Origin of the sequence: Paracoccus sp. Arc7-R13 (genome assembly GCF_004010775.1) — a bacterium.
GTDB lineage: Bacteria > Pseudomonadota > Alphaproteobacteria > Rhodobacterales > Rhodobacteraceae > Paracoccus > Paracoccus marcusii.
This window is the reverse complement of record NZ_CP034812.1, coordinates 130,003-153,820: the sequence shown is the minus strand read 5'-3', so window position 1 is coordinate 153,820 and position 23,818 is coordinate 130,003. Positions and strand designations below refer to the sequence as shown.

The window sequence follows — 23,818 nt, the reverse complement described above, 5'->3', positions numbered from 1 at the left end:
CACTGCCAACGAAGGTTCGTCTTTATATTAAAGGCGCGACATGGCCGCGTGATCGTAAGGGACTGACTTCGGCATGAAATACGCATTGATCGGCTTGCTTGCTCTTGGGGGGTGCACAACACCGCCTGTTTCCGATTTCGGCACCGCTGACGAACATTTCTACAAGGGGAATGCCTGGTACATCGCCGATCGCCGCGGCCAATTGGAGGTCGCCTTGATGGCTGTCGGGATCGAGGATCCGGAAATCGAGTATCGTGGGGCCGCCCGCGACTACCTCTTGAGCAATCAGCGCATATGCTCAGTCAGCCCCGGTCGCCCAGGTGGCGAGGGGCGGTACCTGTTCAGCTACTCTTGCCGCTGATGAACATCGCGCGCACCAGTTCAGTGGAAGAGGTGTAGCCACACCGAGCGGCACTCCCGCGATACCGAGCAATCCACCTCTTTATCATGAGTATCAGATCGAGGCTCCCGGCATGATCCGCATCCTCACCTTCGCAGCGTTTGCCGCCTTGTCGTCGACGCTTTCATATGCGCAAGAAGCCGCCCCCTATCTCGATGATCGGTCCACTGCGGACCGGGTGGTGGCGTCGCTTTATAATGCCATAAGCAGGCAGGAGTACCTTCGCGCGCACAGCTACTTTGATCCCAGAACTGCTCCGGACCTGGCCGCCTTCCGTGAGGGTTACGCCACCACCCAAAGCGTCCGTCTGCGCCATGGAGAGGTCATCGCCGATGGGGCTGCTGGCACGCTGCACTTCGCTGTTCCTGTTGCGATCGAAGCGGTGACCACCGACGGGACCACCGTGTACACCGGCTGCTATCGTCTCAGCCAGGTCCAACCCGCCGCCCAGGAACTTCCGCCGTTTCGGCCTATCGACATCGATAGTGGAGAGCTGTCGGCATCAGACACGTCGTTCGACACCGCCATGGGCATATGCGACCTGCAGTGAGGTATCAGGCATGAACCGTATAACCGACCGCACGGAGGCCGTGACGGCACATGCCGCCAACGTCGCCTCTGTCACAGCGGATGGTGGGATCATCGCACGTGTCGTACTTCATCGCGGCGATCGACGGTCATTTTGCTTGGTCTGAGCGCGTTTCCGCCAGAATCTCAACTTGCGGTTAATCAGTGCAACCACGACGTGCGCTGCATGTTGATGCCGGTAAAATAGAAAATCAACGGAGACAACCGTGCGGGACAACGTGATCATGGCCATCGCCTCTGAAGACGAACTCGATATGATCGTTTCAGCTCTTGCTGCATATCGCCACAACACCCGGTATCGGGCTCTTTACGAAAAGCTCATCCGGCAACAGGATCAGTTGTACAAGCTCGCCGGTTGATAGAAGCCACGCTCTAGCATTGGGCCGGATCGAGATGCAGCGCGGCTATCCACTGACTTAAAAACCCCCAGCATCCTTGTTACGGAATGCAGAAATAGCGCCACTGAAATCGTTGAGCGCGATTTCGTCTGGTTTAGCCGCAATCAGACAGATCAGCTGATGCGTCTGCCGCAGGTTTGTCGTGTGTCCAGCCGAGGCGTCTGAGCCGCGAATTCGCGTGCCTCACGACTTTGGGATCGAATGGTGGGCTATGCCCGCCGCTGCATGTCGCGAGGCCAATGTCAGTTACGATATGGACCTCGGTGCATGATATCATTGAAACCGCCCCGATGCCTGCAGGACAGCGTCAATTCCAGGGAACATGAACGACGTGTCCATCCTTGAGGGGAGCCACCCCTACACGCCTGCCCGATGCACCCTGGGGAAGCTAAGAATGTCGATGCATATCCTCCGCCACGCAGCCCCCCTTGTCGTGTGGCCTCTGGCGATCCTGACCGTCTGCGTGACGATCCTTCCACTGTGGAACACGAACGAATGGTGGGTGCGGGCAATGGGCTTTCCCCGCGTTCAGATCCTTGTCGCCAGCCTCTTCCTGATGATCGGCGCCCTGTTCCTGAACCGACCCGCACGTTGGGTAATCCTGTTGGCAATGGTCGGAGTCTGCAGCTATCAGGTATGGCGGGTCTATCCCTATACGCCGCTGGCATCTCCGGAGATGGCCTTTGCAGAGCCGGCGCCAGACGCTGTCAGGGTCATCACAGCCAACGTCCAGATGGGCAACACGCGGTATCAGGACGTCATCGAGACGATCAACCGCTATGATCCGGACATCCTACTGCTCCTGGAAACAGACGCGACTTGGCTCGCCGAACTCAAGCCGATGCTATCGCGGTATCCGACCATCGTGCGCCAGCCGCAGAGCAACTACTACGGTCTAGTGTTTGCCACCCGGCTACCGGTCGATGAGGCCCGGGTTATCCAACTGACGAACGACAGAACGCCGTCTCTTTTCGCACGCCTGAGAAGCCCCGACGGACAGCCGTTTCATTTCCTGGGTCTGCATCCACGACCGCCGATCCCCGGGGAGGACACAAACGACCGCGACCGCCAGATCTATGCCGCAGCAAAATTTGCGGAGAGCGACGACATGCCCGTGGTGGCGATGGGCGATTTCAACGATGTGGCCTGGTCCGAGACCTCACAGACGTTCAGACGGGTCGGAGGCTACCTCGATCCCCGCATTGGTCGCGGCTTCTATGCCAGCTTCGATGCGAGCCGCTGGTTTTTGCGGTTTCCGCTGGATCAATTCTACGCAACGCCCGACATTGCCGTCGTATCGATCGAGCGCCTGGATCATGTTGGCTCGGACCATTTCCCGATGGCCGCCACGTTTCGCGTGGATCCCGGCCTTGCCGCAAGGCTCAATATCCAGCCCCGTCCCCTTACCGAGGAAGATCGGGACCTGATCGACGATCTGGACCTCGAGAGTGCAGAGACGCTGGTCAGGGAGAGGTAGGTGCCGCTCAGCGCCGGCGGCAGGTCCAACGGCGCACCGGCGCGAGTGTATTTTGCTTGATATCCGGGTCGCCCCGTCCGCGCCGGCTCCGATCGCGAAAATCAGAGCGTTAGAAGATCGAGTTCAACGACAAGCAGGTTAATCACCCGAACCACGTGATCCTCGCCAATCCCGTCCTCGAGACGATCTGGAAAAAAGCCGTCTGTTCCCGCGCAGTGCCCTCCACGAAACCCGATCTGCCAACCCCCCCCCGCCGCCATGTATAAGTCCACCATAAGATTGACTTTCCACGGCCTCGGTTCAGAGCGTCTATGCTACGCGGAACGAGGACGGTCCGCATTGATGAGGATAGCCAATTGAAAGTTATCCGCGTGACTGGAGGGGCGAAACAGCCTGCCGACAAGCAAGGGGGGCTAATTCCGTGCGATACGTAAATTGCTAGCTTCCTGATTGCTGCGTGCCTTAATGATCTTTTACAATCTCGCTCGCCTCAGCAGCAGATTGTTTTTGCTGCTCACCAGAGTATCCTGATTGCTCAGGCGGCACGAATGCCGTGATCCAATCCTGGGATTGAGCCGACAACGCCATATCCTCACCGACAAAACACAGCTGATCCTTGCTGATTGTCAGGATGGGAATGGCATTCGGTCGGTCAGCGCGCCAGGCCTCTGCATCGTACTCCTCAGTAAGGCGGGTGCTGCGGATCGCCCAGCCTTCAGCGATGCGCTGGTTGACAGCCTCGAATGTCGGCCTTCCTTCCAAACGCTGACCACCCAGTTGAGCGGGCAGGGCATGGCGCGAGCCCTCGCGAACCCTGCTCAGTTGCCAAACATGCTCGCGGCCGAGGTCGGGGCCCATATCCGTCGCGACCAGCGTATTGTAAGCGTCGTTATCAGACGCAACAAGGACGGTAGAGTAGGCGACGAATTCGACCTTGTGTTCGGCGACTTCGCCCAAGATATCACCATGGTAGGTAGGAATGCCGGCCTGCCGCGCGTGGCTCAGATGCTGCCGATTGGTATCGGCAATCAATGTGCCGACATCCGCGCGCTGCAATGCTTGTGCCAGTGATAAGGCAAAGGGTGACCCGCCGACGATCAACAAACCCGGTCGTTCCGGACCGGACAGGCCCAGCTTGCGGGCAAGCGGTGCGAGCGTGAACCCGTGAATGATGACCGTCGCGAGGACGATGATGAAGGCCAGCGGTGCAAGCGCTGCCCCATCGGGAATCCCTGCCTCCACCAATTTTTCTCCGAAAAGCCCGGAAACGGCCACCATGACGACGCCGCGCGGTCCTGTCAGCGCGATCAGCCACCGCTCGTTCATCGGCAGGGCGGTTCCTATCAGGGGCAAAAGCACCTGCAAGGGGCGTGCCAAGGCAACGGTGAAGACAACAAACAGCGCAGCGCGCCACGTCAGTCCGCCTAAGGTCGAAAAGTCCAGAGAGGCGGCCATCAGGACGAACACCCCTGACACGAGAAGGATCGTTGCATGTTCCTTGAAGCGATGGATCTCCGTGTAGGATGACAATTTCGCGTTTGCCAGGACCATTCCCATGATGGTGACAGCCAGCAGGCCTGTTTCATGCAGGATGGTATCGGTGACGGCAAAGACGGCCAGGACCGCCACGAACAGGACAGGGACCTTCATATATTCAGGAACGAATGCCTTGCGGAATGCCGCCGCCATTCCGGCTCCGACGGCCCATCCTGCAAAGGCTGCGAAGCCGATGCCCGAGCCTATCGTCCAGATAGCTGCACCCGCCGACAATCCTGTCTCGAGGACAAGCACGACTTCAAGCAGTAATACTGCGATCAGGACGCCGATGGGATCATTCAGGATGGCTTCCCATTGCAGGATCCTGGCGGGCCGAGCACGCAGCTTTGCCTGGCGCAGCATGGGCGCGATGACGGTCGGTCCCGTGACGACCATAACGCCCCCGAACACTGCCGACGCTTGCCACGACAGGCCCACTGCCAACCATAGCACGCCGGCTGACAAGGCCCAGCCCAAGGGTGCGCCAAGATAGACCAGTCTTTGGACAGGGCCCCGTGCATCACCCAAATGATGGTGTGTCAGGGTCAATCCGCCTTCAAAAAGGATGATCGCGACTGCAACGGAGATCAGTGGGCGATATATCGGCCCCAGATCACGTTCGGGCAGAAACCAGCCCATGAGCGGCCCCACCAGCAGACCGACGCCCAGCATCAAAACGATCGCCGGCAAGCGAAGCCTCCACGCAAGCCATTGCGCGCCGACGCCAAGCACGCCTACCAAGGCCACGACCTGTACAGGTGTCAGCCCTTGCATGATTTCGCCTTCCATAATGTCCCTTTACGCTGCCGCTACGATAAGCCGCCGCACAGAGGGCAGTTCCTTAAGGCGAAGATCCTTTGGTTGATCATGTTGAACCGGCCGCAATAAGACCGTGACAGCGCGCTACATCGTCGAACGATGTCCTAGCCTAGTCAGGCTCAGACCGTCAGACGAGCCACGTCCTGTAGTCACCGCGCAACCCTGGTGCTTGGGTAGGCGTGGTGGCGCAGACGCTAACAGAGTGAGATAAAGGGACCCGTGCGACCTAACTGGAGCTTGCAAACACGCATTAATCAAAAAACAGGATATTACTCGCTATGGTTTCGGGTGTAATGCCTCGGCCTTCGATGGTGATCCTGTTTTCGTTCCCGAAATCGATGACCACGCCCAGGGCAGTCTTATGACGTCCTTTGTAGAGAACCGGGACACCGACCGCGGCAGCATTGTGTCACCGATCATAAGGCGATCGATCCCGACCTGATATCCGGCGATCCTGTCACCTCCATTGCCTGTGTGGAAAGCGAACGTGTCGACACCGGCGCCGCCAGCAAGAAGGTCATATCCTTGGCCGCCGATCAGGGTCTCGTTTCCGCCGCCCTCCTGCAAGGTGTCGGCGCCCCAGCCTCTCATCAAACTATCACCGTCTGCCAGGCTGTCATTTCCGCAACCGCCGATCAGCGTGTTCGGACCGACGCAACCAATCAATGTGTCGCGGCCGTCTCGCCTCCAAAGGAGGTCGGAACCCGAAGCCCCGTTGATACTGTTATTTGCGCACAGGTCGAGCGTGACGCCGGCCTGCCAAAACAGATAGGCATTCGCGAGGTCATTCACGATACATTCACTGCAGGTCAGGCAGCGGTCTTTGGGAGGAGCAACTGTCTGGCCAGCAACTTGACGACGCAGTTACCTCCCGTGGAACCAGTCCGCATCGCAGTGAGCCCAATACTCGTAAATGTTGTGCGTGCTCGGGTATGGATTTGGGTTGAGCCTAAAAGCGAGGCCATATTTCCGCTGAATGAGAACTGCGGCATCGTTTGTTAGGGCTTTGACCACGGCAGTTCGTCGACCCTTGCACGGTATGACACCCATTCGTGGCTGTACAGGCGCCGAGCCCAGCTGCTCAGCCCGCGTTCTGTAGATGCCGGTCTCGCCACGGGCAGCCCAAATGTAGCACTTCCGCATTTCAGTTTGCTGACGCCAAGCATCGACACGGTCCACGAAGCGAAAGCGGAACACAACTGCGTTGATCACCGTTCCTCATGCAATCAAGGGAACATGCCAATGGTTCGGGCGCAGTCTGCAGCTTTAACTGTCCTTATTGCTTTATGCTCCGCAGGAGCTTTTGTGTCCGTTATACCGGAGCAGCTTTGGACGGGCGAGACGTCCAGCTTCACCGCGCCCAATGGCAGCACTAGTGCGCCGGTGCGCAATACTGCTAAAGCCGTTTATCACGGACAAACAGCCACCGGGCCAAGCCGTATTGAACAATCAGCGGCTGATTCTGGACAGGACGGCTTTCATAGCAACGGCCTGACACTCGAGGTGGCCATCGCTCCTTTACCACGTCCTGCAAAGGTCATGATATTTCGTCCTGCCCCTCGACCCGCAACACCCGCCGAAATTGTAAACGGGGCTGCCATCCCTCAGCCTCCACCATCCTTGCGCAACGCCAGCGAGCTTTCCTGCATTGCCGTCGCGATCTATCACGAGGCACGTGATCAAGAAGAGTTCGGGCAGCGCGCGATAGGCTCAGTCATCCTGCAACGCGCTGCAATTCCTCACCGATGGGGCGACAGTGCATGCGAAAACGTTGTTCCGACGCAGTTCAGTTTCATGACATCACGCTACGAATATCCAAGCATAGAAAATGCTGAGTCATGGGAAAAAGCGGTGCGAATTGCAGCAGAAGTTCTCATAAATGGTCCGCTGCCGGAATTGCGCGGAGCAGATCATTATCACACCACCGCCGTGTCGCCACAATGGGCACCCAAAATGGTTCGGGTCAGGTCGATTGACGATCACGTGTTTTATGTGGACCCGCACTCATCTTCTGCACTCTAAGGCAGCCGCCTGCTTTTTCTCGCCTTCAAAATACCTTTGCCCTGCGCCACGGGTCGTGGTCGCAGCTCCGGCATCCATGACAGTTCGGAGTAAGGTCGTGTCTGCCGCGTGGACGTGGAATATCGATCACTGCCACGATCGCTGTGAAGAGTATCGTAACAAAAATGGACCACGGATGATTTCCCAATGCTGATTTTGACCGGCGCGGCTCTGGTGCTCGTCGCGTTCTACGATTTCTTACGCACGACAATCAGTCTCAGCGGTACAGGGTTCCTCAGCCGTGCCATTGCAGACGGGCTCTGGCGCTTGGGATCAAAGTCGACCTTGGTTCTGGAACGAACGACGGGACTTTCCATCCGCGGCTTGTTGGGGCCCGTGATCCTGTTGGCAGTTGCAGGAACCTGGGTGCTGATCCACCTTTGCGGCTATGCCCTGATCCTGCGCGGTGGCCTGTCTCTGGTGCAGGCTGAAACAGGTGAACCGGCCACATGGGTGCAAACCGTGGCTTTTGCCGGTTCGACGCTGTCCACCTTGGGCGCCTCTACGGTCCAGGTTACTGGTGGATGGTGGGATATCCTGTCGATGGTTGCGGCCATGAACGGTATGATCCTGCTAACTCTGGCTGTGAGCTTCCTCCTGAACATCCTGCAAACCACGACCAACGCCCGAACTTTTGCCAGCCGATTTCATGCCGTAAAAGCGAGTGTGCCAGACGGTGATATGTCAAAACAACTTGAAGGTCTTGGAAGCGATCTCACCAGTGTGGTTGTCATGCTGACCGCATCCCCTCTACCGAGATTTTTCGTACCCAGTGATCCTACGATGGATTTTCCAAATGCAATCGTCGAGCTGTGCGATCTGAACAGGAATGGGACACTCGAAAAAACATCTGAAATCGTATCCGCCATCAGGCTCCTGGGGCGGCATTTGGGGACCACACCCGACGAGGACGAGGTCGCGGCAGCGCGTAAATGGGCCCTGCGTCATACAATTCCGCGAACGAATAGAAGGTGATATGTAAAGGTCTACCGGGAGCAAATGCAGGCTCTCGCGCTGCGCTGTACTGCATTTGGTAAACTTGTTTAAGCGGCGCTTGAGTGAGGTACATGTTTCAATGACCAGATACTCATTCATCACCAATTCGCCGTGTCGCCATTCAAATACCTACATTGATACGCGAAAGTCACTAAAGTTTCTTCATTCTGGAGCTCGCTCTCGTATGCGGAAATTCCTGCCTTAATTAACGTTATAGGAACATGACATCTCCTGTTTGGTTAACGCCCCAATAAGCCTGTCGGCGCGCAGCGATTATGCACACCACAACCAGACAAGGGAGATCTCAGATGACCATCAATGATCCGCACGTTAAGGAGGCTGATACGTCCGAACATGGCAGCATCAGATCCGAGGCTTCTGATCAAGCGTCGCGTCTGGCCGGTAGTGTCATAGACGAAGTCACGCGTCGCGAACAGAACTTCCGTTCCGGTGTCGCGGACCGCGCCGAAAGCGTTGCCGAGGGCCTGCGCAAGGCCAAGTCCGAGATCGATCCGGACTCGACCATCGCGGTCATGTTCGACCGCGCTGCCGATAGCGTCAGCGGGTTGGCCGCCAGCCTGAATTCGACCGATCCTACGCAGATGCTGGGTGACGTGCGTCGCTTCGCCCGCACCCAGCCGGGCGCTTTCCTCGGCCTGTCGGCCTTGGCGGGCTTTGCCGCCGTTCGCTTCCTGCGGGCAGGGTCCACGACCTCGACCTCGCCGGACCCGGTCAGGTCCAGCAGCTACGGCACCTCCAGCATGACCCGACAGACCCCTTCACTAGACCCCGGGTCAGTTAGTCCTGTCGGCGCCGCCAGCCTTCACCGGCCGGCCGGCAATCCTGCAGGTGCCGATCAGGGAGCGAGCGTCGGCACAGCCCGCCCCGTATCGACCAGCTCTTCGACCCCTTCAGGCAACCGCAATATCGGGGGTTCGCATGACTGATCCAATCCGTTCGCAAAACCCTGCCTCGCTCGCAACTGAAGCGCTGCGCCTTTCGGGTGATCTTGTCCGCAAGGAGATCGCGCTCGCGAAGGCTGAAATGCGCCAGAATCTGAGTCATGCCGGCGCCGGACTTGGGATGATCGTTGCCGCGGCCGTTCTAGGTATCGTCACGTTGAATGTGCTGACCGCGGCCTTGGTCGCCGCTCTGGCAGAGACCGATCTCGGCCCGATCTGGAGTGCGGTGATCGTCGGGGTGATCCTGGCAATCCTGGCCTATGTATTGCTCCGCAAAGGTATGGCCGACCTCAAACCTGAAAGGCTCATGCCGACGCGCGCGGTTGAAAATGTCCAGCGCGACGCGCACGCGGTGAAGGAAGCCTATCATGACGCATGATGCGAACAACCCAGACCACATCGAACGCGAAATCGAAAAGGATCGTGACGCGCTGCGCCGCACCCTGAACGATCTGCAGGACGAGCTGTCACTCGACGGCCTGTCACGCCGTCTGACCAGCTCGGTTCGTCGGAACGGCGCGGATTGGGCAGAGTCAGCCAGCGCCGCCGCTCGGGCCAATCCCATTGCCCTGGGCCTGACCAGCATCGGGCTGGCCTGGATGATCTTCGGCCGCGGCCATGACCCGGTCCACGGCTTCGGCTCATCTTCTGCTGATCGTCGCACCGACGACACAGCCATGGCGGCGGCTCGCATAGTTCCGGCGGCATCTCGCGCCCCCCGGGCGATGAACCAGAACCCGGCCTCAGACTGGGCGTCGGATCACCGCCCGATGAGGATCGGCCAGTCTTCCGGCCCCACCACCGGATCGAGCAAGGAGCACAGCATGATGGACAGGACAAAAGAGACCGCCAGCCACTTGCGCGACCGCGTGAGCGACGGCACGAGCGCTTTGGGCAATCGCGCGCGCCATTTCCGGGACCGTATCGGAGAAGGGACCGAGGGCATGAGTGAGGAAGCCCGTCGCCACATTGAGACAGCACGGCACAAGGCCTTGGATGCCAGCGAGGCGGCCAGCCGCCAGATGGCAAAGGCTAACCGGCAGGTCGCCCGCAGCTATGACAATGAACCGTTGCTGTTCGGGGCACTGGCATTGCTCGGCGGCGCGGCCTTGGGCGCACTGTTGCCCGGCACTCGGCGCGAGGACGAGCTGATGGGTGACTATCGCGACCAGCTGTTCGACGAGGCTGAAGCGGTCTACCAAGAGGAAAAGGGCCGTCTTGAAAGTGCGGTATCCGCCGGTCTGGACGAAGCAAAGTCTGCAGCGTCCAGCGTCGTCGCCGCGGCCAAGGACGAGTTGACGACCAAAGGGTCAGATAAGACCTCTTCTGGTTCAGGACAGTCCCCGTCAGCAGCCGCATCCGGAGCGATCGGTACCTCTGGCACGTCTGGAACAACACCGCCGCTAGGTGCGACCCGTACGTCTCAAGTCTGAACTGGCAGCCGCAGCACATTTAGATAGCCCCGCATTTGCGGGGCTATCGCTTTGGAGGATCAGCCCCTCAGGGTGGTGGCCTGCTTGACCCTGTCTTCGGCTTTGACAACGTATACCAGTATTCCCGCAAACCATCGCAAACGTCTGTGGGTCAAGTGTGATGGTCGGTGCACATGCTGAAAGCGCTCGCCCGACCATGATCGCTTTCTCACGTCCTGGGCCGGGAAGGGGATCGGCAGACCGATGGCGAAGACGTATTTAATATTGGATTTGGTTTGACGCTGATGCCCGAGTCTGCAGAGACATGCATCGCCTCTTCGCGGGAATTTCGAGCCGAAAAGGCAAATCATGGTAAGCAAGGACCAACCTGCTCAAGATCGTACGGATCTGGCCGAGGATCGAACCATCCTTGCTGTGGAACGTACGTTTTCCGGCTGGATCCGGACAGGTTTGGCGACAGTCGCGGTTGCGATCGGGATGCAGGCTGTCTTTGGCCCATTTCAACCAACCTAGGTCCCAAAAGCCGTGGCTACGGTATTCCTTCTGGCGGCACAGGTAATGTTTCTCTTCGCCTGGTCAGCCAATCGCATGTCCCGGCGCAGGCTTTCGAGCCATACAGCCCGAGCCCAACCTAGAACTCGGATCCTCATCCTCATTCTGCTGCTATCAGCAGGGATCCTGGGGGTCGGGGTCGTACTGTGGCTGCTTTGATTGAAGACGGCATCCATGGACCCTGACAGAGGATGCCCGAGCCAATCCGCTTCCGAAACTGAAAGTCAAATAATGCTATTGTTGAATATATAAAGGAGTTTCGCATGAACTGGTCTGAGATGTTGTTCCAGAGCTGGAGCGGGATCGTACGTACGATCATTGTCGGTACGCTGGCTTATGTGTTTCTGATTGTCTCGCTCCGAGTTTCAGGCAAGCGGTCCCTGGCCAAATTGAATGCGTTCGACCTTATTGTCACCGTGGCTCTTGGCTCCACACTGGCAACCATTCTTCTCAGCGAAAGTGTCGCCCTGGCAGAAGGGGTCACAGGGCTAGTTCTGCTGATATTACTTCAATATGCAGTTACTGCCCTGTCAGTTCGTTTTGAAAGGTTCTCCCGATTTGTCCGCTCCGAGCCAATTCTTCTCCTACGCAACGGAAAGCCCTTAACTAAAGCCATGCACAACGCCCGTGTCACCAATGCAGAACTTGAGACAGTCGTGCGCACGGCGGGCAAAAATGATATGGCCAGTATCGGGGCCGTCATTATGGAATCAGACGGTTCCTTTTCGGTCATCGAAAGCAAGCTCGACGAAAATGATGAAATAATTTGAAGCCAAGAATTTATACAATGGTTTCAGCATAAACTGCGCGGATGCCCTATGATGGTGAAGTGGCTGCATGGGGCATCCGACAGCGTGTCTTCGCAGTCCTCATGACCGCTCAGAGCTGGAACTGCGTTTTCCACGGCCGCATGTTCAGGACACTCTAAAGCAATCCGATCACACTGCCCCCGCGGCGACCGGGGACGGGAAGACCGGGTCGCCGGTCTCGCGCTCGATCCGCGCGGCTTCGGCCAGCAGGCGTTCGCGGACCGCGCAGGCGACCTCCCACGAGGTGTTCGGGTCGCGGCACGGGATGCTGAACCAGACCAGGATCCCGAAGATGTCCTGATCGGCGACGCTGACGCTGGAATCGTCCAGATCGCCCAGGTTCTGGCCGATCTCCAGCGTGGCGACATGGTTCAGAACCTCCTTGAACGTCCGGCGCAGCATGTCGATATCCGCCCGCGGGTCCAGCTTCAGCTTGAGCACGCGCAGCATCGCCGGGTCCTGCAGGGTCCAGTTCGAAAACGTCTCGGACGCAAATTCCTCGACCGGGACGATCAGGCGGGTGCTGTCCCAGTTGCGCAGCTGGACGAAGGTCATATTGATGCGTTCGACATGGCACAGCTCTCCCTTGTAGACGACGCGGTCGCCTACGCGCGCGGACTGGTTCAACGCGATCTGCAGCGAGGCCATGATGTTGCCCAGCACGTTGCGCGCGGCAAAGCCCAGGACGATGGTCAACGCCCCCGCAGATGTCAGCAGCGACAGCCCTAGATTGGCCGCCAGGTCGGCCGAGGAGAGGACGACGCCGGCCCCGATCAGGAACACCACCACCACAAGCACCCGGCGCGCGGCGTTCAGCCGGGTGGCAAGGATGCGGGCCTCGGCCTGTTCGGCGGCGGTCAGGTCCACGTCCTCTCCGGGGGCGACCAGGCCGTTCAGCAGGGCCTCGACGCTGCCGACGATGAACAGCAGCAGCGCCGTGACCACGCCTGTCGCGATGGCCGGCGTGACGAAGACGTCGATGCGGCCCGAAAAGACGAAGATGTTGCCCGTGACCCACCAGACCAGCGCGGTGACGCTGGCGATGATCAGCGGCTTGGACGATGCCGCCAGGATCCCGGTGGCGATCTGCCCGCGGGCGTGATGGCGCAGCACCTTGAGCGTGCGGTGCACGATCCAGCTGAGCAGCACCGCGGCCGCGATCAGGATGGGCAGGCCGATCCATTCCCATCGCATCAGGCCGCCAAGCGTCTTTTCCCGCATGCTTGGGGGCAGGGACAGCTCGAACCGCGACGGGCCGTAATCGGCATGCAGGGCAGGGACGTCGCGGACGGTTTCGGCGGGAAAGACCCACAGGGGCTGATCGGCGCCGTCGGGCTGGACGCGGTTCAGGCGGATCTCGGCCGGGACGGGGTCCATGGGCAGGTCGCGCAGCAGCAGCGACCGACGCGGCGATCCGGCCATCGCTTCGGTGTCGCCGCCCTGGCTTTGCAGTGCGTCGGGGCGGTCCAGCAGGGTCGACCAGTCCAGGACGACCTTGCGGTCGATCACGTCGTAGAGCTGATGGGCCAGGCGCGGCCCAAGCTCGGCCTGCCGATCGACCGGCAGTTCGCCCAGATCCAGCAGATGCGCCGCCGCCTCCCAGTCCTCGTCCTCTGCCGCGCGCAGGAAACTGGCCATGGTGGCGCGGGGCGTCTCGCGGTTGATCCGGTCCGGTGGCGTGCCAAGGCCGGAGTTCAGGACGGACGTTTCGAACGTCGCGTCCTGCGCGGCCGCGGGACCAAGGGACATCGCGACCAGAAACACCAGCGCAAGGGATCGCAGAAGCGGAAGCATGGGCATCGTCCATTCCGTGGAACAGGTGACCCCGAATGCCGGGGCGGGCGTGGCATCGGACAGGGCCTTCGGGAAACGACTGTCCCCGGATCGGGGCGCCCGGGCAAGGGGCACGACGATCCGGGGACGCGGTTCGGTCCGACAATGCCTGCCGGCGGCCGCAACGGGCGTCAGGTCTTAAGGACGACCTTGGTCCAGTCGTTCTGGTTCCAGCGGAACCCCTCATAGCCCTTGGCGGCCTCCTCCAGCGGCAGGCGGTGAGAGATCATGAAGGTCGTGTCCAGCTCTCCCTCCTGGATGCGGCGCAGCAGGTCCTGGGTATAGGCCTGCACATGGGTCTGTCCGGTGCGCAGCTGCAGCCCCTTCTGCATCAGCGCGCCAAGCGGGAACTTGTCCATGAAGCCGCCATAGACGCCGGGGACCGACACGCGGCCGCCCTTGCGCACCGCCATCAGCGCCTCGCGCAGGGCGTGGCCGCTGTCCGCACCGACGCCCACGGCCTGCTTGAGGTTGTCCATCACCGTATCCAGGGCAAAGCCATGCGCCTCCATCCCGACCGCGTCGATGACCGCGTCCGCACCGATGCCGCCGGTCATCTCCATGACCGCCTCCAGCACCGAGGTCTGCTTGAAGTCGATCACCTCGGCCCCCATCCGGCGGGCCAGGGCCAGGCGGTTGGGATAGTGGTCGATGGCGATGACGCGGGCCGCGCCCATCAGCCGGGCAGCCTGGATCGCGAACAGCCCAACCGGGCCGCAACCCCAGACCACGACGGTGTCGTCGGCTTCGATGTCGGCATTGTCCGCGGCCATCCAGCCGGTGGGCAGGATGTCGGACAGGAACAGGACGTCGTCATCGTCCATGCCTTCGGGAATGACGATCGGGCCCACGTCGGAAAACGGCACGCGGACATATTCCGCCTGTCCGCCCGGATAGCCGCCCGTCAGGTGGCTGTAGCCGAACAGGCCCGCCGCCGCATGGCCGAACATGGTTTCGGTCAGGTCCTGCTTGTCGGCGGGGTTTGAGTTGTCGCAGGCCGAGAACTGCGCCCGCTGGCAGAAGAAGCACGACCCGCAGGAAATGGTGAAGGGCACCACGACCCGCTGACCGACCTTCAGCGTGCTGCCGGGGCCGACATCGACGACCCGGCCCATGAATTCGTGGCCCAGGATGTCGCCCGCCTGCATGCCGGGGATCACCCCGTCGAACAGGTGCAGGTCGGACCCGCAGATCGCGGTCGAGGTGACCTGGATGATCGCATCGCGGGGGTTGACGATCTGGGGGTCGGGCATCGTCTCGACGCGGACGTCGTGCTTGCCGTGCCATGTCAGTGCGCGCATGGATCAGGCCTCCTGTCTGCGGTTGAGGGGGGTGGCGATCTCGCCGGTCTCGAGGAACATCTTCAGGCGCTTCAGGTCGCGGCGCCCCTGGATCGCAGGGTCCGCCTGGAACAGCTTGGCCACGACGCGGCCAAGCGCGCCCATCGGCGGCACATAGGCGATCAGCGCTGTGACCTCGGTGCCGCGATTGCCCGGCGCATCGCGAAACAGCACCCGGCCGGTGGTCTCGATGTCCGAGCCGTCGGTCGAGGCCCATGCGATGACGTCGCCGGGGCGATCCTCGGTGATGCGGGTGCGCAGGGTGATGTCGCTGCCCGGGCCGCGCAGGGTCCAGCGGGTGACCTCGCCCTCGGTCGAGACGGCGTGGACGTTCTCCATCACGCCGGCCAGGTTCCCGAACTGGCGCCAGAAGGCATAGATCTCGTCGCGGGGGCGGGCGATGGTCACGGTACGGCCGGTCAGCGCAAAGCGGCCCGACGGCGCGTGCTTGGCAGTGCGCCGGGGGGCATTGTCGGCGGGACGCCGTTCGGGCTGGCGGGTCAGCAGATAGCCGGTTCCGGCGGCGGCCAGGAAGATGCCCAGCACCGCGCCCAGACCGATGCCGGATGCGGGCGGCCGGGGCGTGTGGCGGATGTGGTCGAGATGATCATGATGGGGCATGACGGTCCTTTCCCAAAGCTGTGCGGCACCGATGGTCCGGCGCCGCGATCATGGTGTTCGGTCAGATGGCCCGCATGGGCGGCGTCTGGCCGCGGGGGCGTTGGTTCCGGCGATCCAGCAGGCTGCCTGGTGGCTGGACGCCGTCGGGGGCAGCGTGTGCGGCGGCGTAACGGCGCATCAGGCGCGGTTCCGCGACCTGCGCGCGGTGCCGGGAACCAGGGGTGGCGTGTCGGGACGACGATGCATGGGCGGGCCTTTCCTTGTGTTCTGGGCCCGTGATCGAGCAGGGGTCCAACAAGGGGATGGCGCGAATGTTCCAGCCCTTTGCCTCATCGCCCCCGACGGCAGGTCACGTCACCCACGGCACGGCAGCGGCACCCCCGGTCGTGACAGCAGTCGGGGACAGGCCGGGCAGCCACACAGGTCACCCGTTTCTGTCCGATCGTCGGCGGCGGCGGAACGGTGCGACCGGGCAACGGTCGGGCAGGGCATCGATCGCGCAAGGAACCCCGGTCGCGGTGATCGCCTTACGTCTGCACAGATGATAGATTCGTGAGCTTGCGGACCTGCCGACCCTGCCCATTACAGCGCTGGAGAACCACGTGCCCCGTACCAAGACGACCCTTTCGACAGACCAGAAGGGGACAGCCTCTCCGACACGATTTTCCATGGCGGAATGGAAGCAGATCCTTGTTCGCGTGAAGAACGAGATCGCCAGCGACCACATTTCGGTCGTGTCGGCGGGCATCGCGTTCTATGCGCTGCTGTCGGTGTTCCCGGCCCTTGCCGCGCTGATCTCGATCGCGGGTCTGGTGCTGGACCCCGCCGACATCGCCAGCCAGCTGGACACGGTCATGGCCCTGATCCCGGAAAGCGCCGGGGCGGTGCTGCAGGAACAGGTCCTGAAGGTCACCAGCGGCGATGAGACGGCGACCGGGCTGGTCGCGGCCTTTGGTCTGGCCATCGCGATCTATGGCGCCATGAAGGGCGTCATGACCCTGATGGAGGGGCTGAACATCGCCTATGACGAAGAGGAGGGCCGCGGCTTCATCAAGCTGTATCTCAGCGCGCTTCTGATCACGGTATGCGCGATCCTGGGCCTGGCGGTCGCGATCGCGCTGCTGATCGTGCTGCCGTCGGTCATCGCCTTCCTGCCTCTGTCGCCGACGCTGGAGACCGCCGCCGAATGGCTGAAATGGCCGCTGATGGCGATGCTGACCATGATCGGGCTGGCAGCGATCTATCGCTTTGGTCCGTCGCGCGCCGACCCCAAGTGGCGGTGGGTCAGCGTCGGTGCCGTGGCGGCCACGGTCCTGTGGATCCTGGGCACCGCGGCGTTCTCGCTCTATGTCCAGAACTTCGACGACTATACCGAGACGTACGGGACGTTGGGCGGGGTCATCATGCTGCTGACCTGGATGTGGCTGTCGGCCTTCATCGTGCTGGCCGGAGCCGAGTTGAACGCCGAGATCGAACAGCAGACCTCCGAGGACACGACCACGGGTGCCCCCGAACCGATGGGCCAGCGCGATGCCGTCAAGGCCGACACCCCGCCGCCCGGTCACGGGACGCCCGCCGCGTCGTCGGGCCAGAAGGCCATCGGCGTGTCCGGGACAGGCCGTGACGCAACGGATGCGCCGACGCCCAAATCGGATGCCATCATGGCGATCATCGTGCTGGGCGCCAGCCTGTGGCGGCTGCGCAAGGCGAACGCCCGCGACTGAACCGCGGGCGTTCGGCCGGGGACGGGGCGACCCGTCACCTGGCCGGGGCGTCAGCCTCGTCGGTGGCGGCGGGGTCGAACTCGCTCAGTGCGGGACGCTTGCCGATCGTGATGTGGTCGATCTCCTCTGCGGCGAACCCGCGGATCAGGGCCGGGATCATCATCGAAACCAGCAGGAAGATCGGCAGCCCGACGACCGTGATCACCTCCTGCAGGGCCGTCAGCCCGGCCTCTCCTGCCAGCAGGATCAGCGTTCCGGCGATGGCGCCTTCGGCCAAGCCCCAGAAGACGCGCTGGCGGACGGGTCCGGGTTCCGCCGTCCCCGTGCACAGCATGTCCACGACCAGCGACGCCGAATCCGACGAAGTGGCAAAGAAGATCGCCACGACCAGCACGGCCAGCCCCTGCATCAGCGGTGCCCAGGGCAGTTCCGCGAAGAACGCGAACATCGCCAGCGGGACGGATTCGCTGACGGCGTTGCTGATGCTGCCCGCGGCGGGGCCCATCGCGGCACGCGCCGCCTCTCCCAGCCCGTCGATGGCCATCGCCTGCCAGCCGAAGATCGCGAACCAGATGACGGTGAACAGCGACGGCGCCAAGAAGTCGAGAATGATCGGGACGGAAGTCGCGATGACGCGAGCAAGCCCCGGATCTGATGATGTGCATCCGGGTGATGTCTGGGCTAGACTAAGGCATCATCCGTTTCGATGAACTTGACCCCCGGCACGGTCTCGCGTGCTGGGGGTTTTTCTATTCAAGATTGGGAAACGGACCAGGGCTAGCTAGCGAAACCTGTCTCTCCGCAAGTCTCTTTCTGGCAGCCTCAGCGCCGCGCGATCAGCAGTCCGATCAGCACGCCGACGCCAACCGCGAGACCCATGGCCTGGGCCGGATGCCGCCGGATCATGTCCGCGGCTTCTTCATAGCCCAGCTCCGCATAAAAAGCCGCTTCCTCGGCGCGCCTCTGGCCGACGTTATAGACACGCTCCGCCTCCAAGCGGGCCCGTGCAGCGTAGTCCCGTCCGGTCTCCAAGGCGCCGTCGACCAGCTCAGAGCCGCGCCCGGAGACATCGCGGGCAAGTCTTTTCGCATCGCCTGCAATCCGACCGGCTTCCTCACGGGCCGCGTCCTTCGTGGCCACGATCTTGTCTGCGGCCGACCCTCTGCCCGTCCCTGAACGGTTCTGTGCCATAGGACTTTTCTCCTGATTTCCATATTATTATCGCGGGCTCAACGAACCCGGGGGACAGTCGTTCCAGCGATGGCGCACGTGATCGGGAAGCTGGGAGCTTCCGATCTTGGGGCGGAGACGTGAAGAATGTCCGTCTGCGTGATAGCAGGCCCGACCGTGATAATCTCCGACATGACCGCCCCCCTTTGTGGATCGTTACAGACCCACTTTGGCACACAGATGCCGTTGGAGGGGCGGTTACATTATCAATAACCATCTACTGCAAACAGTGAGTGAACTGGAGGGCAGGGGGGGGGCTTCCGATCACTGACCGAGGCAATCGATACGACCACCCCTACCGGGCGGCTGGTGTTTCATCTCTTCGGAGCCCTCGGTCAGTTCGAGCGAGACCTGATCCGCGAGCGGACCGGCGCAGGATTGAAAGCTGCCGCTGCAAGAGGGAGGAAAGGGGGGCGCCCCATTGCTCTTTCCCCTGATAAGATCACACGTGCCCGACAGTTGATCGCGCCGGGCCTTAACGTTCGTGAGGCCGCGGCCCGCGTAAAGGTCAGCAAGTCCGCCCTCTATATGGCGTTTAAGCTCGGTTGTGGCCGGATAATGCGCACGCTTGAGAACCTCTGCTGACAACGGCCTTCATATCCGTTAACGCAAGGTCAAACTCTCTTTTACATGGACACATGAATTGCCTCGCAAGCAAGTGGCTACAGATCCGGCGGACCTCATGAACGAGGCCGATCGTCTCGATGCGCTGCATGCGCATGATATTCTCGACACCGCACCGGAAGTCGGCTTTGACGACATTGTCCGTTTGGCCGCGAGGCTCTGTGATACCCCGGTTGCACTCATCAGTCTGCTGGACGCCGAGCGGCAGTGGTTCAAGGCGAGGGTTGGTTTCGAGCCCTCCGAAACGCCGATCGCGCAATCCATCTGCCAGCACGCTGTCGGGCAGCGTGACCTTCTGATCATTCCCGACCTGACACTGGATCCCCGGACACAGTCAAATCCGCTGGTTCTGGAGGATCCGCATCTGCGGTTCTATGCCGGCGCGCCCCTGGTAATAGCCGAGGGACTGACACTTGGCACCATATGCGTCATCGACCACGCTCCGCGCCCGGAGGGACTGACGGAGGTCCAGGCCGATGATCTCAGGTCGCTGGCCCGGCAGGTCGTGAGCCTTCTAGAGATGCGCCGTCTTGTTTCGCGCCATAACGATCTGCTCCTCCAAGCGGAACGACAGCAAAACAAGGCTGCGCATGAACATCTGGAACTGGCTGCCATGTTCGATCAGGTCCCAAGCTTCATGGCGCTGCTGAAAGGCCCCGGTCATGTCTTTAATCTGGTCAATCCCGCCTACCTTCGGCTGGTCGGAAACCGGCAGCTTATTGGGAAGCGTTTTGCCGAAGCTCTGCCTGACGCAGCAGAACAAGGTTACGTGGACCTGCTCGATGAGGCCTACCGGTTGGGAAAACCCTTCACGCAGAAGGGTGCACGTTACGCAATTCGAAATGACCCCCATTCCCCGGTAGATGAACGGTTCGTCGATTTTGTTTGCCAGCCGACCCGGGACGATAAAGGCACTGTAACAGGCATCTTCATTGAGGGCTCTGATGTCACGGAACATGTTCTTCAAACCAGGCGCCTTGCGGCTCTTGCAGACCTCAGCGAGCAGCTGCGCGATCTGATTAATGCTGACGACATCGCTCGTGCGGCGGCAGAATGCATGAACCAAGCCATCGGCGGGAGCTGCATCGGGTTTGGGAAGGTGGATCTGGAAAAGGAGGAAATCGACGTACCGGTGGACTGGTGCGACGCCTCTGGCGTCAGCGTGGTCGGGTCTCACCATTTAAGGTCGTTTGGCTCCTACATCGAGGATCTGAAACGCGGCCAGACCGTCGTCATTCCAGACGTGAAGATAGATCCCAGGACAGCCAGCCAGGCTGACAGCCTTGAGAAGGTCCATTGTCGGGCACTCCTGAACCTGCCGATCATGGTGCGCGGTGTTCTCGACACTGTCATCTTCGTTCTGAATGCCCAAGCGCGGGAATGGACATCGGAAGAAATCGCGCTCGTGCGGCAGGTCGGGGACCGGACGCATGCGGCGATTGCCCGGGCACGGGCCGAACAGGAGCAGCACATCCTGAACGAAGAGCTCAGCCATCGCTTGAAAAACACGCTTGCGATCGTCCAGGCCATCGCGACTCAGACGCTTCGGGAGGTCTCTGAGAAGGACGCCGTGACGGCACTGACACAACGTATCGGTGCGCTGTCTCGCGCCCATGATGCACTGCTAAAAAAGCGTTGGGCTTCCGCTGCCCTGGAGGACGTTGCCAAGGCAACATTGGCAGCGTTTGATCAGGCGGGCCGATTTCATTTGCAGGGTCCGTCCCTCCAGATCGGACCCCGGGCCACGTTGTCCCTATCGCTCCTTCTGCATGAGTTGGCAACCAATGCTGTCAAGTACGGCGCCCTGTCCGTACCTGAAGGAAGGGTGACGATTACCTGGACCATCGAGCAGGGCACAGAGGAAGAAACTTTGCGAATGTGCTGGGCGGAAACCGGCGGCCCCCCGGTTCAACAGCCATCCGGCAAAGGATTCGGGTCGAGACTGATCAGCATGGGATTGATTGGAACTGGCGGCGTTGAGCTTGGTTACAATCAAGATGGCCTGATTGCGTCGATGGAAGCCCCGCTTTCCCAGATGCAGCAGCCCTGAGACGGAAAGACCTGATGGCCCAATATGCTCCTTTAAAGCGCCAGCTTGTACTGGTCGTAGAAGATGAACCGATCCTTCGAATGGCCGCAGTCGACATGGTCGAAGATGCAGGTTTCAAAGCGGTTGAAGCTACTGACGCCACAGATGCGGTCAGGATCCTCGAAACCCGTCCTGATATTCGTATTGTCTTCACCGATGTCGATATGCCCCGGGGCGTTGATGGCCTTAAACTGGCCGCACTGATCCGCGAGCGTTGGCCGCCCATTCATGTCATCGTAACCTCCGGGAAGGCAGAAATCGGGCGAATGAAGCTACCTGCCGACTGCGTGTTCTTTGACAAGCCCTACGACGAACGACGCGTGGTCGCAGAGATGCACCGGATGAGCAGGATCTGCTGAGAGGCAGCGAGATGAGTTGCTACTCAAGCTTGATCCTGTCCCGCCATGCCGATGCTGTAGGGCATCTCTGGCAGATATCAGCATGGAACCTACCCTATAATTATATGTTCTCGGCGAAATTTATTTCGCTCCCCAGTTTCGGCGCGATTGTGCCCCGCTGGCAGCGTCAGTCATCCATAAGAAACATTAGTGGAACGACGGGATCGTTTGAAGGTTGGTTTGTCAATAGCTGAGGTCAGTGGGCAAAGCGCTGCACTTGCCCTAATAAATGATTTCAAGGGAGAAAATGATGGTCGACGACAATTCGCGTTCCAAGTCCCCCAGCAGTTCCACGACAGAGAGCATCAAGGCGGAAGCGACGGAACAGGCCTCGCGTCTCGCGGGCGGCGTCAAGGATGAAGCCAAGCGCTATGAAAAGGATCTCCGTTCGGGAGTGGCAGAGCGTGCTGAAAGTCTCGCTGCTGGCCTTCGCAAAGCGGGGTCTGAGATCGAGCCGAATTCGTCGATTGCGACGATGTTCGACCGTGCGGCCGATACCGTTAGTGGTCTGGCTGACAGTCTGAACGCGACGGATCCGCGGGAGATGGTTGACGAGGTTCGTAGGTTCGCACGCCGTCAGCCAGGGGCTTTCCTGGGGCTGTCGGCCTTGGCCGGTTTTGCCGCCGTTCGCTTTCTGCGTGCGGGCTCTACTACACCTTCGAATTCTATACAGAAGAAAAGCTCTCTAGATTCCAACATATCACGGCCTAGTTCATCGAAACCCTCTGTCCGCGTTGGGACCATAAATAGTGACGCGCAGGCAGAGAGCACATCTGCAGCGGATCACCGTGTCTCAACCAATCCGCTTCCCATTTCCGGCGGTCGCGGCGATGGAGGTTCGCATGCCTGATCCCATTCGCTCGCAAAGCCCTGCATCGCTGGCTGCCGATGCCCTGCGCATTTCCAGCGACCTGGTTCGCAAGGAAGTCACGCTTGCCAAAGCCGAACTGCGTCAGAACCTGAGCCGCGCGGGAACGGGCCTGGGCATGATCGTGGCAGCAGCCGTTTTAGGTATCGTTACGCTCAACGTGCTTACCGTTGCTTTGGTCGCTGCACTTGCCGAAACCGATCTAGGGCCAATCTGGAGCGCAGTGGTTGTCGGCGTGGTCTTGGCGATCTTGGCCTACGTGCTGCTTCGCAAGGGCATGGCTGATCTGAAGCCGGAAAACCTCATGCCAACGCGGGCTGTCGAGAATGTTCAGCGGGATGCCAGCGCGGTAAAGGAAACTTATCATGACGCATGACCTCAACAACCCTGACCAGATTGAGCGTGAGATCGAGAAAGACCGCGAAGCGCTGCGGCGTACGCTCGACGATCTGCAGGGTGAACTGTCTTTGGATGGCCTTTCGCGCCGCCTCACAGGTTCGGTCCGTAAGAATGGTGCCGAATGGGCAGAGGCAGCAAGCGATGCCGCTCGCGCAAATCCCATAGCATTGGGTCTGACCGGTATCGGCCTGGCCTGGATGATCTTCGGGCGCGGACAGGATCCTGTTCACAGCTACGGGCAATCGGTGACGAGCCGGTCGGATCGGAATGAGCGCAATTTCAATCCGGTTTCAAACCCATCCCAGACCTACGGCAACCGGCCACCGTTTTCGCGACCAAACTGGGCATCAGATGATAACCGAAAGACGGATCGACACGCAGAGGCGCGTTCTGATCAGTCTGTCAGATCCACGAAAGACGTTGGCATGATTGATACAGCGAAAAATCACGCTTTTCATCTGCGTGATCGCCTCAGCGAAGGCACCGAAGGTTTTGGCGAGGAGGCTCGCCTCAGGGTCGAGGCAGCCCGTCGGAAAGCGTTGGATGCCAGCGATGCCGTCAGTCGTCAGATGGCGCAGGTCAATAGAAAAATTGCGCGTCATTATTGTAACCGCCCGATTTCCCCCGCCTGCCTGAGCATGGGGTGATCGGCTAAGACACG

General features: G+C 60.6%; 23 protein-coding genes and 2 pseudogenes. 18 read left to right on the top strand and 7 right to left on the bottom strand.

From position 1 onward, the window contains the following. Positions 1-73 precede the first annotated feature (73 nt). The 4 genes from EOJ32_RS17755 to EOJ32_RS17745 all read left to right on the top strand — a co-directional run bounded on the left by EOJ32_RS17755 (position 74) and on the right by EOJ32_RS17745 (position 2,863). Positions 74-361 (top strand): hypothetical protein, encoded by a 288-nt coding sequence (locus EOJ32_RS17755; RefSeq protein WP_045983980.1) that lies wholly within the window; start codon positions 74-76, stop codon positions 359-361. 112 nt (positions 362-473) lie between these two features. Beyond that, complete coding sequence (locus EOJ32_RS17750; RefSeq protein WP_127899684.1) at positions 474-950, top strand: hypothetical protein; 477 nt, start codon at positions 474-476, stop codon at positions 948-950. A 244-nt stretch (positions 951-1,194) separates the two neighbouring features. Then, positions 1,195-1,347, top strand: a complete 153-nt coding sequence (locus EOJ32_RS20190) for a hypothetical protein (RefSeq protein WP_157001735.1) — start codon at positions 1,195-1,197, stop codon at positions 1,345-1,347. Positions 1,348-1,780: 433 nt separating this feature from the next. After that, the gene (locus EOJ32_RS17745) at positions 1,781-2,863 is read left to right on the top strand and encodes an endonuclease/exonuclease/phosphatase family protein (protein WP_164871502.1); all 1,083 of its coding nucleotides are present in this window, start codon (positions 1,781-1,783) and stop codon (positions 2,861-2,863) included. 462 nt (positions 2,864-3,325) lie between these two features. Here the strand turns inward: EOJ32_RS17745 and EOJ32_RS17740 are convergent, their stop codons facing one another. Both EOJ32_RS17740 and EOJ32_RS17735 read right to left on the bottom strand, forming a co-directional pair. After that, positions 3,326-5,188: a sodium:proton antiporter gene (locus EOJ32_RS17740; RefSeq protein ID WP_127899682.1), complete on the bottom strand. Its 1,863-nt coding sequence runs from the start codon at positions 5,186-5,188 to the stop codon at positions 3,326-3,328. A 306-nt stretch (positions 5,189-5,494) separates the two neighbouring features. Next, positions 5,495-6,010: a hypothetical protein gene (locus EOJ32_RS17735; RefSeq protein WP_127899681.1), complete on the bottom strand. Its 516-nt coding sequence runs from the start codon at positions 6,008-6,010 to the stop codon at positions 5,495-5,497. 450 nt (positions 6,011-6,460) lie between these two features. On the opposite strand from EOJ32_RS17735, the gene EOJ32_RS17730 reads away from it, so the two are divergent. The 7 genes from EOJ32_RS17730 (at position 6,461) to EOJ32_RS17700 (ending at position 11,992) form a co-directional block, all read left to right on the top strand. Then, positions 6,461-7,240 carry a cell wall hydrolase gene (locus EOJ32_RS17730; protein ID WP_164871501.1) on the top strand — a complete coding sequence of 260 codons (780 nt, stop codon included), beginning with the start codon at positions 6,461-6,463 and terminating at the stop codon, positions 7,238-7,240. A 186-nt stretch (positions 7,241-7,426) separates the two neighbouring features. Further along, a complete protein-coding gene (locus EOJ32_RS17725) occupies positions 7,427-8,254 on the top strand; it encodes a hypothetical protein (protein WP_127899679.1) in 828 nt (275 codons plus the stop codon). 329 nt (positions 8,255-8,583) lie between these two features. Further along, the gene (locus EOJ32_RS17720; RefSeq protein WP_127899678.1) at positions 8,584-9,222 is read left to right on the top strand and encodes a hypothetical protein; all 639 of its coding nucleotides are present in this window, start codon (positions 8,584-8,586) and stop codon (positions 9,220-9,222) included. Then, positions 9,215-9,616 (top strand): phage holin family protein, encoded by a 402-nt coding sequence (locus EOJ32_RS17715; protein ID WP_127899677.1) that lies wholly within the window; start codon positions 9,215-9,217, stop codon positions 9,614-9,616. Before EOJ32_RS17720 ends, EOJ32_RS17715 begins: the two co-directional genes overlap by 8 nt. Further along, on the top strand, positions 9,606-10,670 hold the full coding sequence (locus EOJ32_RS17710; protein ID WP_127899676.1) for a DUF3618 domain-containing protein: 1,065 nt from the start codon (positions 9,606-9,608) through the stop codon (positions 10,668-10,670). The genes EOJ32_RS17715 and EOJ32_RS17710 overlap by 11 nt, the downstream gene beginning before the upstream one ends. Before the next feature lie 348 nt (positions 10,671-11,018). Next, on the top strand, positions 11,019-11,183 hold the full coding sequence (locus tag EOJ32_RS20545) for a DUF202 domain-containing protein (protein WP_256370516.1): 165 nt from the start codon (positions 11,019-11,021) through the stop codon (positions 11,181-11,183). 302 nt (positions 11,184-11,485) lie between these two features. Beyond that, a complete protein-coding gene (locus tag EOJ32_RS17700) occupies positions 11,486-11,992 on the top strand; it encodes a DUF421 domain-containing protein (protein WP_127899675.1) in 507 nt (168 codons plus the stop codon). 168 nt (positions 11,993-12,160) lie between these two features. On the opposite strand, the gene EOJ32_RS17695 is transcribed toward EOJ32_RS17700, so the two are convergent. From EOJ32_RS17695 to EOJ32_RS17685, 3 genes are all read right to left on the bottom strand, one after another. Next, the gene (locus tag EOJ32_RS17695) at positions 12,161-13,825 is read right to left on the bottom strand and encodes a mechanosensitive ion channel family protein (protein WP_164871500.1); all 1,665 of its coding nucleotides are present in this window, start codon (positions 13,823-13,825) and stop codon (positions 12,161-12,163) included. 170 nt (positions 13,826-13,995) lie between these two features. Beyond that, a complete protein-coding gene (locus EOJ32_RS17690; RefSeq protein ID WP_127899673.1) occupies positions 13,996-15,165 on the bottom strand; it encodes a zinc-dependent alcohol dehydrogenase in 1,170 nt (389 codons plus the stop codon). Between the two features lie 3 nt (positions 15,166-15,168). Next, entirely contained in the window at positions 15,169-15,825 is a 657-nt protein-coding gene (locus tag EOJ32_RS17685; protein ID WP_127899672.1) for an SRPBCC family protein, read from the bottom strand. Between the two features lie 668 nt (positions 15,826-16,493). On the opposite strand from EOJ32_RS17685, the gene EOJ32_RS17680 reads away from it, so the two are divergent. Further along, on the top strand, positions 16,494-17,549 hold the full coding sequence (locus EOJ32_RS17680) for a YihY/virulence factor BrkB family protein (protein WP_052715349.1): 1,056 nt from the start codon (positions 16,494-16,496) through the stop codon (positions 17,547-17,549). Between the two features lie 34 nt (positions 17,550-17,583). Here EOJ32_RS17680 and EOJ32_RS17675 read toward each other — a convergent pair. Together EOJ32_RS17675 and EOJ32_RS17670 are read right to left on the bottom strand one after the other, a co-directional pair. Further along, positions 17,584-18,147 (bottom strand): annotated as a pseudogene (locus EOJ32_RS17675) (BCCT family transporter); the annotation flags it as partial. A gap of 224 nt (positions 18,148-18,371) precedes the next feature. Beyond that, positions 18,372-18,740 (bottom strand): YqjD family protein, encoded by a 369-nt coding sequence (locus tag EOJ32_RS17670; protein WP_127899671.1) that lies wholly within the window; start codon positions 18,738-18,740, stop codon positions 18,372-18,374. A gap of 253 nt (positions 18,741-18,993) precedes the next feature. Between EOJ32_RS17670 and EOJ32_RS17665 the strand changes: the two are divergent. From EOJ32_RS17665 to EOJ32_RS17640, 6 genes and pseudogenes are all read left to right on the top strand, one after another. Continuing rightward, positions 18,994-19,364, top strand: a pseudogene (locus EOJ32_RS17665) (recombinase family protein); the annotation flags it as partial. Positions 19,365-19,461: 97 nt separating this feature from the next. Then, positions 19,462-21,453 (top strand): GAF domain-containing protein, encoded by a 1,992-nt coding sequence (locus tag EOJ32_RS17660; RefSeq protein WP_127899670.1) that lies wholly within the window; start codon positions 19,462-19,464, stop codon positions 21,451-21,453. Between the two features lie 14 nt (positions 21,454-21,467). Then, on the top strand, positions 21,468-21,851 hold the full coding sequence (locus tag EOJ32_RS17655; protein ID WP_084697514.1) for a response regulator: 384 nt from the start codon (positions 21,468-21,470) through the stop codon (positions 21,849-21,851). A gap of 286 nt (positions 21,852-22,137) precedes the next feature. Further along, positions 22,138-22,740, top strand: a complete 603-nt coding sequence (locus EOJ32_RS17650) for a hypothetical protein (RefSeq protein ID WP_127899669.1) — start codon at positions 22,138-22,140, stop codon at positions 22,738-22,740. Further along, positions 22,733-23,134, top strand: a complete 402-nt coding sequence (locus tag EOJ32_RS17645) for a phage holin family protein (protein ID WP_045983472.1) — start codon at positions 22,733-22,735, stop codon at positions 23,132-23,134. The genes EOJ32_RS17650 and EOJ32_RS17645 overlap by 8 nt, the downstream gene beginning before the upstream one ends. After that, on the top strand, positions 23,124-23,804 hold the full coding sequence (locus EOJ32_RS17640) for a DUF3618 domain-containing protein (protein ID WP_127899668.1): 681 nt from the start codon (positions 23,124-23,126) through the stop codon (positions 23,802-23,804). The genes EOJ32_RS17645 and EOJ32_RS17640 overlap by 11 nt, the downstream gene beginning before the upstream one ends. The last annotated feature ends 14 nt before the right edge of the window (positions 23,805-23,818 follow it).